General features: G+C 43.8%; 22 protein-coding genes. 3 read left to right on the forward strand and 19 right to left on the reverse strand.

Features of this window, described 5'->3' with window-relative positions; genetic code table 11:
* Positions 1 to 19 precede the first annotated feature (19 nt).
* Genes ARCPR_RS07545 through ARCPR_RS07555 form a run of 3 tightly spaced genes read right to left on the reverse strand, consistent with a single transcriptional unit; the run spans position 20 to position 2,636 of the window.
* Positions 20 to 286: a hypothetical protein gene (locus ARCPR_RS07545; protein ID WP_012940888.1), complete on the reverse strand. Its 267-nt coding sequence runs from the start codon at positions 284 to 286 to the stop codon at positions 20 to 22.
* The gene (locus ARCPR_RS07550; RefSeq protein ID WP_012940889.1) at positions 283 to 1,479 is read right to left on the reverse strand and encodes a minor capsid protein; all 1,197 of its coding nucleotides are present in this window, start codon (positions 1,477 to 1,479) and stop codon (positions 283 to 285) included. Before ARCPR_RS07550 ends, ARCPR_RS07545 begins: the two co-directional genes overlap by 4 nt.
* A gap of 5 nt (positions 1,480 to 1,484) precedes the next feature.
* Positions 1,485 to 2,636: a phage portal protein gene (locus tag ARCPR_RS07555; RefSeq protein WP_012940890.1), complete on the reverse strand. Its 1,152-nt coding sequence runs from the start codon at positions 2,634 to 2,636 to the stop codon at positions 1,485 to 1,487.
* Between the two features lie 49 nt (positions 2,637 to 2,685).
* Here ARCPR_RS07555 and ARCPR_RS07560 point away from each other — a divergent pair, with 49 nt between their 5' ends.
* Positions 2,686 to 3,036: a hypothetical protein gene (locus ARCPR_RS07560; RefSeq protein WP_012940891.1), complete on the forward strand. Its 351-nt coding sequence runs from the start codon at positions 2,686 to 2,688 to the stop codon at positions 3,034 to 3,036.
* Positions 3,037 to 3,095: 59 nt separating this feature from the next.
* Here the strand turns inward: ARCPR_RS07560 and ARCPR_RS07565 are convergent, their stop codons facing one another.
* The 16 genes from ARCPR_RS07565 to ARCPR_RS07630 form a co-directional block, all read right to left on the reverse strand.
* A complete protein-coding gene (locus ARCPR_RS07565; protein ID WP_012940892.1) occupies positions 3,096 to 3,389 on the reverse strand; it encodes a hypothetical protein in 294 nt (97 codons plus the stop codon).
* 72 nt (positions 3,390 to 3,461) lie between these two features.
* Positions 3,462 to 4,823, reverse strand: a complete 1,362-nt coding sequence (locus tag ARCPR_RS07570) for a phage terminase large subunit family protein (RefSeq protein ID WP_048084562.1) — start codon at positions 4,821 to 4,823, stop codon at positions 3,462 to 3,464.
* The gene (locus tag ARCPR_RS07575) at positions 4,759 to 5,265 is read right to left on the reverse strand and encodes a hypothetical protein (RefSeq protein WP_012940894.1); all 507 of its coding nucleotides are present in this window, start codon (positions 5,263 to 5,265) and stop codon (positions 4,759 to 4,761) included. Before ARCPR_RS07575 ends, ARCPR_RS07570 begins: the two co-directional genes overlap by 65 nt.
* A 369-nt stretch (positions 5,266 to 5,634) precedes the next feature.
* Entirely contained in the window at positions 5,635 to 5,886 is a 252-nt protein-coding gene (locus ARCPR_RS07580) for a hypothetical protein (protein WP_012940895.1), read from the reverse strand.
* Positions 5,880 to 6,473, reverse strand: a complete 594-nt coding sequence (locus ARCPR_RS07585) for a hypothetical protein (RefSeq protein WP_012940896.1) — start codon at positions 6,471 to 6,473, stop codon at positions 5,880 to 5,882. Before ARCPR_RS07585 ends, ARCPR_RS07580 begins: the two co-directional genes overlap by 7 nt.
* A gap of 165 nt (positions 6,474 to 6,638) precedes the next feature.
* A complete protein-coding gene (locus ARCPR_RS09655; RefSeq protein WP_148208699.1) occupies positions 6,639 to 6,953 on the reverse strand; it encodes a C2H2-type zinc finger protein in 315 nt (104 codons plus the stop codon).
* Positions 6,954 to 6,970: 17 nt separating this feature from the next.
* Positions 6,971 to 7,879 carry a hypothetical protein gene (locus ARCPR_RS07590; RefSeq protein ID WP_012940899.1) on the reverse strand — a complete coding sequence of 303 codons (909 nt, stop codon included), beginning with the start codon at positions 7,877 to 7,879 and terminating at the stop codon, positions 6,971 to 6,973.
* 10 nt (positions 7,880 to 7,889) lie between these two features.
* On the reverse strand, positions 7,890 to 8,123 hold the full coding sequence (locus ARCPR_RS07595; protein ID WP_012940900.1) for a hypothetical protein: 234 nt from the start codon (positions 8,121 to 8,123) through the stop codon (positions 7,890 to 7,892).
* Between the two features lie 19 nt (positions 8,124 to 8,142).
* Positions 8,143 to 8,520, reverse strand: coding sequence for a hypothetical protein (locus tag ARCPR_RS07600; protein ID WP_012940901.1), 378 nt, complete (start codon positions 8,518 to 8,520; stop codon positions 8,143 to 8,145).
* Entirely contained in the window at positions 8,517 to 9,074 is a 558-nt protein-coding gene (locus ARCPR_RS07605) for a hypothetical protein (RefSeq protein WP_012940902.1), read from the reverse strand. Before ARCPR_RS07605 ends, ARCPR_RS07600 begins: the two co-directional genes overlap by 4 nt.
* Entirely contained in the window at positions 9,071 to 9,772 is a 702-nt protein-coding gene (locus tag ARCPR_RS07610; RefSeq protein WP_012940903.1) for a ribonuclease H-like domain-containing protein, read from the reverse strand. Before ARCPR_RS07610 ends, ARCPR_RS07605 begins: the two co-directional genes overlap by 4 nt.
* 5 nt (positions 9,773 to 9,777) lie before the next feature.
* Positions 9,778 to 9,942 carry a hypothetical protein gene (locus ARCPR_RS09805; RefSeq protein WP_012940904.1) on the reverse strand — a complete coding sequence of 55 codons (165 nt, stop codon included), beginning with the start codon at positions 9,940 to 9,942 and terminating at the stop codon, positions 9,778 to 9,780.
* Complete coding sequence (locus tag ARCPR_RS07615) at positions 9,939 to 10,571, reverse strand: hypothetical protein (protein WP_012940905.1); 633 nt, start codon at positions 10,569 to 10,571, stop codon at positions 9,939 to 9,941. The genes ARCPR_RS09805 and ARCPR_RS07615 overlap by 4 nt, the downstream gene beginning before the upstream one ends.
* A gap of 23 nt (positions 10,572 to 10,594) precedes the next feature.
* Positions 10,595 to 10,882: a hypothetical protein gene (locus tag ARCPR_RS07620; RefSeq protein ID WP_012940906.1), complete on the reverse strand. Its 288-nt coding sequence runs from the start codon at positions 10,880 to 10,882 to the stop codon at positions 10,595 to 10,597.
* A gap of 1 nt (position 10,883) precedes the next feature.
* Positions 10,884 to 11,435 (reverse strand): hypothetical protein, encoded by a 552-nt coding sequence (locus ARCPR_RS07625; protein WP_012940907.1) that lies wholly within the window; start codon positions 11,433 to 11,435, stop codon positions 10,884 to 10,886.
* Positions 11,423 to 11,671, reverse strand: coding sequence for a ribbon-helix-helix domain-containing protein (locus ARCPR_RS07630; RefSeq protein ID WP_012940908.1), 249 nt, complete (start codon positions 11,669 to 11,671; stop codon positions 11,423 to 11,425). Before ARCPR_RS07630 ends, ARCPR_RS07625 begins: the two co-directional genes overlap by 13 nt.
* Before the next feature lie 51 nt (positions 11,672 to 11,722).
* Here ARCPR_RS07630 and ARCPR_RS07635 point away from each other — a divergent pair, with 51 nt between their 5' ends.
* Both ARCPR_RS07635 and ARCPR_RS09810 read left to right on the forward strand, forming a co-directional pair.
* Entirely contained in the window at positions 11,723 to 12,040 is a 318-nt protein-coding gene (locus ARCPR_RS07635; RefSeq protein ID WP_012940909.1) for a hypothetical protein, read from the forward strand.
* A gap of 104 nt (positions 12,041 to 12,144) precedes the next feature.
* Positions 12,145 to 12,333, forward strand: a complete 189-nt coding sequence (locus ARCPR_RS09810; protein WP_012940910.1) for a hypothetical protein — start codon at positions 12,145 to 12,147, stop codon at positions 12,331 to 12,333.
* Positions 12,334 to 12,389: the final 56 nt, after the last annotated feature.

Genomic DNA, 12,389 nt, shown 5'->3' on the forward strand with positions numbered 1-12,389 from the left:
AAAAAGAGACTTTAAAAGATCAGAGAATAACGAGAGCTACACCCTTGCGCTTCATGTCATTGAGAGGTAAGATCTCAAGCTCCTCGCCCTTGTCGTGCTTAAGCTCCTTAACTATGTCATCCGGAACATCAGCATACAACTTGCCATCTTCAGAATAGAACCTGACAGGGACATCGGATTTATCAACGATGATAAGCATATCTGGAGCCTCGACTACCTTAACGAAATAAACACCCTCCTTCAGTCCTACCGCTTCAAATTCGTCTTTTCGGACTTTTAGCTTCATTTTTTCAACTCCTTAAACTTCTCTTGGTACTTCTCAAACTTCCTCTTATTAATCTTATGTACAGTTTTTACTTGATCTTTTTCGTTGAGGACAATCCAAACGTGCTTGTCGCCGATCTTTCCAAGTACATGGGTATCGCCGACATCATCCATGTAGCGCTTACCTCTCTTCTTTAGCCTTAGGATGTCTGCAACCGTAATCTCGTGCTTCTCAAGTTCAACAGCTCGATCAATTCCATGTTTGGTGAAGTTCTCCCTAAGGAGCTGTAGAGCCTCCCGAGCTTTCTTCTCGGCGAGTTCTTTGACATCTTGTTTAAGCATTTCAGCAAGCTGCTGAAATCTTTCATCTTTTCTGAGTACTTGAATAACTTTGCGAACATTCTCCTCATCTGGAACTGTCTTGCCCTTAGGTGTCCTTGAAACCACTTTTGCATAGTGTTGCAAAGCCAATTCTTTTGATTCTCTGCTAATTGATCTTTTCTCTTGATCTGAGAACTTTATAACTGGAACTACACAACACCTACAATTTGGGTGGCAAGGTGGACGTGGAGCGGAGGGATCATCAATTTTGAAGATTTTATTGTAGTTTTTAGCGCATCTTGGGCATGTCCTTCTATCCATCGCTGCCAAATACTTGTAGTATCGAACTCCGGCTCGTTTATACCTATCCAAAGCGGCTTGATTGAAAACTCTCGTTGCTTCGGTTTTCGCAATCCTCTCGGCATCGTATTTCGTCTTATCCGTAACTTCTTGAACTCGCTTTGTCAGTTCTCTTATTGTCTCCCCCTTGAGTAACCCGTCCCTGATTTGAAAAGCCAGCTTCTTCCTAACTTCATCACTCAGGCCCTTGATCAAATCAAGTTGGAGATTTTTGAGCTGATTGACAGTTTCTTCATCGATGATGCTAAGAGTTGGCGGGATCAATAGCTCGATGCCGAACTTTTTAAGTTGCCTTGCTGCAAACTCAGCCCCTCTCTGCCAGAACAACCACGTATAACGGTCTATTATTCTCTCTACCGCTTGCGGTCCCATCTCCTCTTCGACCACTTGCTTGATCCGCTCGATTGTCGATTCATCAATACGATGAGCAGTTAGCAAGATCTCTTCAACTCGCTTGCGAACATTATCTGGTAATTTCCTAAGAACACGGGCAAATTCTTCCCGTAATGTCTTCGTGCGAGTTGGATCAACCATTTAGATCACTCTTCACTTTCAGGGAGTGGGGGAAATCCAACTAATTCTCTTGCCTCGTTTGTATCGATAATTCCAGCTTGATATAATTGGACAGCTATCTCACTCCATAAGAGTTCCTCGTCCATCACTTCCTCGAATTCGATTTCAACGTCGAGATTTAACAGCGGGAACAGTTTAGCCTCGAGTTCTTCTTTGACTGTGGCCCTAAGTGATTGCAAGAATAAGCTGAACATCTTCAGCTGGTTAAACGACGTTGCACGGTTGGAACCCTCCGGCTCACCATAAAACACCTTAGGAACCTTAAGCGCTTTATCGATCTGTCTCTGCAGGTACTGGATCATTTCCACGAGACCCTTCAAATCGAGCTTGGATTCCAGAACTTCAAACTCAGTAGATTCATCCGTCACGATTTGATTGACGACGACGATCTGATCCTCAACGTTTGTAGCGTTGTAATTTGTTTGCACCCTGTTTTGCAGAACCTTCTCAACATCCGGGATCCTTGCAGGATTCTTTACCTTCGCATGCAACAACGGATGGCTCATTCTGTACGCCATCACCGCTGCCAAGATCTCCAGCTTCTGCTTGAGTTTGAGCAGGTTGTAAACTTGGTGGATTAAGGAGTAACCGTAGGGGCTGTTGCCGATTCTACCATAAGCGAAGTGCAAAACACGGTCCGGTGGAAGATCCCTCTGCTCGTTGCCAGTTGAATAAACGTAAGCCAATATGTCGCCGAACTCGTTGACCTTCACACGAACCCTCTTAGGGTTGAGATATTGCATTTCGATTCCTATCTCGCTGTCCGCAAGGTACTCATAGGCGTTGCCGTAGATCAGCATCGTTCTGACGTCGTTTATTAGCCGGGTCCGGAGCTTAACTTCTTTGGCAAACTCTTCAGCCCTTCTAACATCCTGCTCTGGTCCGCTGAAGTTGAATTCCGTAACGGCAAAATGAGCGATGAGGTCAATAGCCGTGCTGACATCCACCGAGGTAAAGTAGGTCTCCTCATAGGCCTGATAGTTCTGCACGACTCCCATCGTAAATGCCAGATTCTGACTGAGTTCTGCGAATGGGAATATTTGGACTTTCTCCGCTCTGTAGTCGGCTGATTTGGTTTTGAAGGATGAGACGATTTTCTGCTTGAGCTTCCAGAGCATAAATCATGCAAGCAGTTAGACTTTATTAAAGAACAAGTTACGTCAGTACATGCAGTTAATACAGAAGTTGGCAATTGTCATGGTAGTGGTAGTACTGGCATCTTTTACCTTCTATGTTCTTCCCCCTCTACTGTATGTAATCTTCCAAAGTATTATCACTTATGGAGTTATATCTTATTTCTGGAAAGAACTCAAGAGAATTGCTAAAGAATACCTTCGAGCAATTATTGCAGGAGCTTCAGGAGGATTTGTTGTTTTTTTGGCAAGCAAGTTGTCAACTCCAAATGTCAATCTCAACGAGACAATATGCTTCTTTGGTCTAGGTATGAGCGCTGTAGTGTTTTTTATGCTACTATATCTAATTGTTGAAGGAGTTGAAGATGAGAATGGCCAAGATTGACAGATGTACATCGCTTGTTCGCCCAAGATGCTAGAGCTGGAACTACCACATAAGTATGGTTAGATAGGTCTGTAAATCTTAACTCCTAAGAGCTCCCCTGTTACCTCATATTCCGTCTCCTCTAAGTACTTTCTAATTATCTCATAATCAATTGGAAACTCACCGAACTTTTCTATAATCCATTTTTTGTGCTTTTCATCGTGTGGACTTTTGAAAGATATGTGCTTAGCTAAATCTGCCGCTCTTGGTTTTCTAAACGGCTGTTTTTCGCTACTGTACTTTATAAGATGTCCGCAAACAGGGCATTGGAGCATACTTTTATGGCCGATATCTGCATATCTCACACGCTTCATTAGATCTGAACTTATTACAGATAATTTAAAGTTTTTGGCATTACATAAAAAATTATATATCACAAAAAGATTCTATATCCTCGCTACACCTAGGCTGATGTATCCCGTACCTGAATGCTGCTCAGCCGCCCAGACCGCCAAAGCTAAAGCAATAACATAGTCATCGTGGAACCCTTGCCTCGCTTCCATCTTGATGCCAGTTCTCGTTAGCTGGTACTCGAAGAACTGTAGCTCCTTGACGAGCTCCTCAATGTATGGATATCTGATCTCACCATTTTCTAATGCAGCCTGCAACCTCTGAATTAATTGGACCTTAGACTTAGGTGTAAAGACGTATCCCTCAGCCCCAACATCCTGCAGGTCCTCGAGCACAGGATCCCCAACACCGGTCGAGTCGATCAGTACCTTAGCATAGTTGAACCTGCGGTAGAGCTCCTTGAGCCTCATGATGACCTCAGCGTAGGGCCTGCGGTTGAACCGTTCAAAGTGGACCAATTTGTAGGGCTTCTCCGTCACATCGAGCACCACGATAACGGTATAATCCTGATACTTCGCCAGATCGCAGCCGATAACGTACTGCTTACTTACGTTTTCAGCACTATCAATCAACTCGATGCTGTTATCCACATTTTTCTGAATGTCAGCCCATCTGAACACAGCATTCTGATCCTCCACGAATTCGGCCAAGTATTCAGTTCGGAATATGATCGAGTTCTCGCCGTACTCCCGCTTCTTCTTCTCGATGAATTCATGAGAGATGTGAGGGTTGACTGTTGAGGGGAAGCGATAGCTCGAATAGTCGGGAAAATCTGGACTCTGGCCCTTCAGGTAAGTATCGTAGAAGTGATTCTTACCGAATGGGGTTCCGATCTTGATCCAAGAACCGTTATAGTCTGCGAGCATGGGCTCGATGATGTTTGAGATTACATCATCCGGAATGAATGCAGCCTCATCAAGGATGATCCGGTGAGCTTTATGACCTCTCAAGAATTCGGGCTTGGATGCCGAACGGGCATGAATAACGCTGTCATTTTTGAAGATGATGTGATGGAACGGAGTCTTGTAGATCCTTCTGATCATGCATCCCAAAATCGACTTAGACAGAAACTGAACGATTTGGCCGAACATTATGTTAGATTGATCGTAAGATGGAGCTATTACAAACTGAATCGAGCCCGGATTAGTTAAAGCGTAATAAATGGCTGAAACTGCCATGCATTCTGTCTTACCGAACCTCCTACCTGCTACTACTGTGATGAATTGATGCCGGTCCCGCAGGATCTGAGCCTGTGCAGGGTGTGCCCCCCAGTCAAGGAACACTTTGGCGAAGGTTACAGGATCCGAGAGAACCTTCTTCTTAAGCTCCTTGTCAGTCTTCAACTTCTTCAATATCGTTTTGTCCAAAGATTTCTTTGAGGAGGTCTTCGGTTTCATCGTAATCACCCATTATCTGATGCTTAAGCTTGATAGCGCCTAAAGGAGATCGAGTTGTAACTTCCCAAGCACGTGGCTTTTGAGTTGGATCGATAGTTCTCAGAAAACGTAGAGAACGCTCTATGGTCTCGTCGAGGGCCTTAATGGAATCGACGACTTTCTCAGCCCCTTCCTCAAGTTGCTCGTAGTACTTCTCAATTCCCTTCTTGACGAAGTTGAAGTGGTTCTTATGCCGGCTGATGTTTTGCTTCGATAGACCGGGAATTTTGTCCTTGAACTTTGCGATGATTTCGGAGTAAGGTCTTCCTTCGATGAGCATCTGATTGATCTCGTGGACATAAGGGGAACGGCAGATCTTGCATCTCGGATTCGGATGGAACTCCACATCGAATTCATCACGGTTGTCACGCTCAGCATTACCCCCATCACGCTCGTCACGCATGGAACGTTATAATGTATGGGACTTTAAGAGCAATTCAACACGAAAATTGTATACAACCGTCATTAAATTAATCGGCGATCGATAAAAATCGAGAGCGGTTTATTTCCAAAAAGAAGAGATCAACCTTAGAGGGGTTAATGGGTTGTTGTATACAAAAGTATACTATAAGAGTATGCAAAAGTATACAAGCCGATATTTTTGTATACTATATTATATTATTCCTCTTTTCTCTTCTTTTGGTAAATACTCTTTTCTATGATTTTTTTAAGAAGAACGAATTTTAATAGCGTTTATCGTTGCTGTATACTTTTGTATACAACCACCAAATGCCCCTCCCAGAACTGCAAAAATTCGCATGTGAAAAAGAGGTCAGTTGAGATGGTCTAAATCAGTCAAACAATCTTCAAAAATTTTAACAATATCCGTAGCGCAGTCTCCGAGCTTATCAGTTATATCGAGGAGCTTTTTTAAGAGGTCCGGATTGTCGGTAGCGAGTTCCTTGGCAATCTTAGCAATCATATCTTGAGCGGTATTGACAGCTGCCAAACAATCTTTTCTATACCCTAAGAGCTTTCCTCTCAGTTTTTCCCGGTGTATAACTTCATCTAACTTACTCACCATAGCTGAGCTCCTCCTCTAAATCCGGCATCCGACGGTTCCCTCTTTTTTGGGCGATCTAAATGCTGCAATAGCATCCTGTAAAATTGGTAGTAGGAGGTTTGTGCGAGCAGATCCTCAATAGCGTATAGCATCTCCCGCTCTTCTTCTGATAAGATAGCCCACTTCCCTCTTTTTGCCTCCCTATTTACCAGAGCTAACAGGAAGCATCTGAGCGTTCTCTTCAAATCTTCCCAAACTTTCTTGAATTCCTTCTCATCCAGCGTTGTTAAGGATTCGATGTCAAATGTTATCGAGCTCTTTTTACTCTCTTTTAGCAGTTCTATCTCCCGCCTTAGTTGCTCATTCTCCTCCTTGAGCTTCTCATAGTCTTCCGCCTTGACAACAGTTTCTTTGGCGAGTTCTATCAGCTTCTTAGCCTCCTCTATGAAATCCTTGTGTTGGTGCTTTTCGTAGGTGTCTAACAGTATTTGCATCAGGTCCTGATCCCTAATGTTTTTCCCGAACTTCTTCGCATATTGCTCTTTGATCTTGTTAATCTTGTACCTCTGATCAAAAGTTACTTTCACAGTTGAGAATCCACCTGCCATTCTCAACCCCCTTAACGAGACTCTAAAAACCCCTCATCCTCAACCCAGCAGACCTTGCACTCCTCGCAGAAGTGGTACTTCACATTGCCGAGCGTGATAGTGTCTATTTCGTGCCCGCAGGTGGGTTTTCCTCGTTTAATAATGTAGCCGGGTGGTAGAATCAGTTTACTCATCAGAATCGCCTCCGTTCCACGAAATCCTCGAAGAAAGAACTTTTTCTGCTACTTCCCTCGCTTTACGATACAAACCGTTGTTTTTTGCGCTTCCTCCTCTACCTGTTCTCAGCAGGTAGTACAATGTAGCATGTAGCTCGCATCCTCTATTCTGCCAGATCATTTTTGCGTGACATGCCAAGCTCTTCCTTACAGGTTTGCCGCATATCGGACAAACGGAGGAGTTATGGCTGTGCATGTAGTGTTCTTTGATTGCTGGGAGTGTTTCGAACGATTGAGGGCATTCAGGGCAGTAATACACGAGCATCACCACGAAAAAATATGTTAAGGCTCTACAACCTCACGAAGTCCTGTCAACGTTAGCACGAGCTTGGCCTCGATAGCTTCCTTGATGACTTTCTGCTCGAAAGCCGGGCTGATTACTTTCTTCAAAGCGTTTCTTATGGCCTTGCTGGCTAAAGTCGTGAAGAAGAACTCCTTATTTGAGACTCTCTCAGCGAATCCCATCGTCTGAATGTTTCTGGCCGTATCTCTGACTATTGCCTTAGCGACGGTCTTATCGCCGGTCTGTTCGAACTTGACATCAACGATCTCGATGTTGCCCTGATAAAGCATCGCCTGAATCCAGCCTCTTATCGATAGCTCGTATCTCACTCCGTTCTTAGTTTTGATTTCATAGACGAGAGGAGCGGATCCTGCAACGTAGTCTTTTATGGCGATCTGCTCGTCTAAGTCGTCGAGCTTTCTTATCAGCTGCAGTTCCATAGCCTGCGCCGATCTAACCATGTTCATGGCTTTCTTCTTGCCGAGTTCCGGAGTATCCCTTGTAGCATTCGGCTTAACTTTAACGGGCTCGACCTTCACCACGACAGCATCTTTGGCTATGTCCTTAGCAATCTTCTCGGCATCCTGCTTGAGCAGGTATTCCATGAATGCATCTTCCTCTTCTTCATCTTCCTCCGACTCTTCTAAGCTTTCGAGCTGGTGGACTGCCAAAGATTTAATGTGTATGCAGGGCTGTTCGTGGTATTGGTTACAGGTGCAACGTCCCCAGACTTCGGCATTCTTTTTATCTACTCTTACTTGCGTTGTCACATCGCCGAACTTTGCGGTGATTATCCCGTTGGTGTTCTGGATCTCTTTAACTTCCAACAGCTTATCTTTCTCGTTCTCCCTAACTCCCTCAAACAAGAGGAGGGGATACGCTTTTGCCTCTAACTTCGTGATTTCCATCTAAATCACCTCACACATCCAGTTTTTGATCCAGCGGAACGAGAACGAGCTTGAAGCCCTGCTTTAATGCGAAACCGTCAATCCTCTCATCCTCTGACTTTATGGAAACCTTAACTTCGACAGACGGATTACCTACGAGCTCACCTTCGAGAACGACTTTGTTGATGTCCGTGTCGCCCTTACTCAGAGATTTCTGCGATGTCGTGACTTCTACAACGCTAACTTTAAACTCCAAATCCTCCAAACTTCACCACCTCCAAGAGTTAAGAAATAACATCGATGCCGACTTTCTCAAGGATCTCTCTATTGCTATTCCATCCATTTCTCGAATAGAATTCTAAGAATGGCTTTAGCTTGTTATATTCCTCTAATCTTCTATGTAATTCTCCCAAGAACATTTGGAAGCGCATTTCAACAAATCTTATCAGTTTCTTTGGATCCTCTTCAAGATGTTTCGGTCCCCTAACAACGAATTTGAAGTTTCCTCTGTAATCCCATTCTTTTAATTGAATGTCTAACTCCCATATACTCTCTCCATAGTCCTTCACCAACTTTCTTACAAACTCTACAACCTCTTCTATCGGCAACTCAAATGTGTTTACCAGCGCCTCAACTACAACCTCAGGAACTATAACTTTCATCTACTCCACCTCCTAACATTTTTCGAATTAAATAAAAAATTAAAATTCAACAAATCTTTAACAGGTATTGCGTAAGCTGTGGAAAATCTGAGGCTTTTTACGTGGTAATTCTTGATTTCTTCGGCTGGGATCCAGCCTAAAAGTACTATCCGTGTCAATGTTTTGTTTACAGCCACGAAAACGACACAGTAGTTGTAATCTTTCTTTGACAAGTATTGGTCCGTGTTGTAGTAAACCTCCTGAACGTTGTCAACTCTCCTGACTCTCTGGGTTTTTACCTCTACGAGAATTGGCTCTCCGCTTACTAAAATAACAAAGTCGTCTTTGCCGTTGAGTTTTCTATAATCCTGTCTAAACGGGCTATGTAGGATTTTAACGCCGTTTTCGTGGCAGAATGCCTCAAAAGCTAATTCCCCTATCTTTCCCACGAAATGCTGGATTATCCCTCCGCCGAATCTCGGTTTAAATCCCTTCTCGTAACTGTCAAAAACCGTGATAAAAGCGTACCTAATGGCTTTTTCGTATAATTGAACGTGAGGAGGGATCTCAATCATAGTAAATCAACCTCACAGTCAAAAAGATCGTATCTTACACGTAGATTGTGCGCTATCAGCCCTTGAGGTTTTAGAATGTCATAGAGGTAGCTTAATCTGTAGAGGTCCGCTTTCAGATGTTCTTCAATCGCAACCCAGTTACCTTCCTCAACAAGCTTTGGAATCTCGGATCCATCACAATCATCGTAGTTGATGCCCAAAGCTGAGCAAACGTCTTTCATCTTTGCTCTGCCGTTGTTGAGCCAATATCTTGAAATGATGTGCATTAGATCGACTCTTGGAAGCTCCCTGAGAAGCCCAGCCAAACCTAAAACACTTCTTAATCTTCGAAGCTGCCTGAAAGTTGAATCTCTTATTGAATAATGCCTGTATAGAATCGCACTTCTTGCCGAAATGAATCCTAAATCGAAGCCGATATTGTATCCTACGAGCAGAAGACTTCTGCCATCATCTCTATGGAATATTATTAGATTCTGGAGAGTGTTGTGAAGTTCGAGCAAAGCTGTGAGTTCTTTTTCTTCGCTGTACTTCCCATCCTCTTCAGCGAGCCAGATCTTGGTATCAGTAGTGACTTCATACTCGTCTTCGAAAATCTCCTCACGTACACGAATACCAATAGCAACAATCCTGTCCTCTAACGACTTGAGCCCCGTAGTCTCGATGTCAAAGAATATTGGATAAAAACGGACAAATCTCATTGTTCTCACCTCGCAGGCTCAAATTTGCGGCAGCAATCGTTAGCTACAGTCATTCGCTTCCAATAGGCGCAGTAACCGATGTGCTCCGAATCTGGAACCGGCTTGAAGGCCCTGCAGAGTATGCAGCGCTTGTGTGTAGTTTTCTTCTTGAGAATCGGGAACAGCATCATTTGCCCCACCCGCTATCGATAAGCTCCCTCTCCGCTCTCAGCTGGTTTTTCAGGTCCTCGTATATGCTGAAGTCCTCCGGTTTGACGAGAATCAGCTTCTTTCCATCGATACGGAGATCCCCGCCGAAAGTAGCATGGGTGAAGATTCTCATAATGTATTGTGCGAATGCCTTCGCTCTCACTCCCAGTTCGTTCATAACCTGCCTCAGTTCGAATTCGGTCGATCTCTCCGGTAATTTCTCCCAGATTTCCATCAATGTCGATCTCGGGAGCCTCTTGAGAGTCGTGTAGCCTATAACGTCTTTTCGGACAATGGCGAACTCGTCTTTTTCCTCATCGTACAGATATCCTACTTTTTCCGTGATCCAGATAACCGGATCTTTCCCATTTCCGGGCTGTTCCTCAACCTCTTCTTGCTCCTCTTGTGCTGCTTTAATCAATCCATCGTCCCTGATCTCTTCTTCCTTGACCTCAGTCTCCTTGATAAGCCCCATTCTCTCGTAGACCTTAATTTTGATTGCTTCGAGCTCTTCAGCGATGTCTTTGTAAGCTGGAACCTCGTAGAACTTCGTCGTTGCGAACTCTAAGTGTCTTACAGCATCGGCGAGAAGTTGAGCCTGCTTATACACGAAAACCACCCCACACGAAAAAATTAGAGAAGATCCTGAGCCTTGTCCAGCCCTAATAACTGCCTCGCTTCCTCTTTCGATATGAGGCCCATGTTATACAGGTGCGCTACCAGATACGCATCGAACTTCGATGAGCTATTGGGAGTTGAGGGAAAGCCCAGCTCCTTGTTCATTTCCCTGTATAGAACCTCTTTGACTTCTCCGAGTAGATCTGCGGCTTCGTAGAATCCGTTTTTCTGCATGTCTGCTATGAGCTCGTTGATTTTCCCTAAGTAATCGCTGATTTTCATTAACTTGCGGTCGCTGATCATTTCACATCACCGCCGGATCTATCTCGTCGTAGAACTGGCTGAGATCCTTCGAAATGATTGAAAACAGGGCGATGCCGCTGATTTCCAAGTTGAAGTCTATGCTCGCATGAGGCAGGTTTCTTTTCTCAGCCTCCCTCTTTCTATCCTCGAAATAATGAATGTCGTCGACAATTCTGAAAAATCGATCAATAGCATCTTCGAGCTTCTCTCTCAGCTCTTCCTCTTCCGTCTTTTCCTTCAAAACAATCCTACCGTTCTCGACGACGGCATAGGGCTTTCTCAGTTCCGTTAGTTTGCTCCTGAGCGGCTTTGGAACGTTGACATAATAGCACGTTGGCAATCCGTCCCATCTTCTCGGAATCCACATTTTTAGCTTTAATCCGTTCTCTGACGGCTTTAGAACAATTTCTCCATTCTCTTCGTCTATTTCAACGCTGTCGCTGTTAAGGTGGCTCAAAATCGCTGGATCAAGTCTTAGTCTCGTTCCCTTGTTGCTCACTCCAACCCAAAACTCTCTTATATTCTTCCTCTCAACTACCTCTACCGCTTGCATGTCTTAACACCCCCTTCCTCCTCCCCAACCACTCTGGAATGAGGGGAGGAGCCTGATACACCCTGAGAATCGATAAATCTCCTTATGAAATCTCTAAGAGCGTCAGAAATGCTTAGATACCTGCCAGATTTCTTTAAAGCTCTCTTGAAAGCTTCGTATTCGGCTTCTGTTACATATACTTGGATTTTTGTCATTTTAACAGTGTCATTTTTAGCGTTTTTAATTACGTTATCCATAACGTTATGAACTACTAAAAATATTTAAATTTTTTGGTTGACTATAACGTTATGAGATGTGTTACGAATAGTGTTGAGTATAGGGTAAGGTACGGTGAAGTGGGTATGGGGAAGCAGAAACAGAAATTCGAAATTAAGGGGGATAGAGCTCAACTTTGGTTGGATGGTTACACTAAATCCATCTTAGAAGAACTCATGGCTACTGGGGACTTCAAGTCAATTTCACAGCTATTACAGATTGCGGTAATTAATCTCTACAAGGATTACGAGGCGAAGGGTAAGCTAAAACCCAAGAAACCACCGGAAAACGCTCAAGAGAGAACGGAGAACGCTGTTCTCGCCAATGAGAAGGAGATTAGTTTTGAATAATATGAAGGGGGTTGAGATCTCATGTTTGAGAAACATCTCAAAAAGAAAAAGTCAAATAGTACGAACAGTAATATTTATAATGGAAAACATGTGGGTGATGCACGATGCAAGTTTTTGAGAGAGTTGAAAAGTGGAAGAGAGAACACAGAAAAGAGTGGAAAGAGATCGAAAAGACTCTCAAGCTTCTCGATGAATTGGGACTTAGAAGAAAGTTCGGACCCGAACCACTTATTCCCGGATACAACTACGACATCGAAGCATCTGATTCCAAATCATATAGTTTCGAGCTTTGAACTACCATCCTATCCTCTTTTTGCTCATGTTGAAAAAGAACCAGATACGGTAAGAA

The sequence above is a fragment of the Archaeoglobus profundus DSM 5631 genome, assembly GCF_000025285.1.
In the GTDB taxonomy this organism is placed as follows: Archaea; Halobacteriota; Archaeoglobi; order Archaeoglobales; family Archaeoglobaceae; genus Archaeoglobus_B; species Archaeoglobus_B profundus.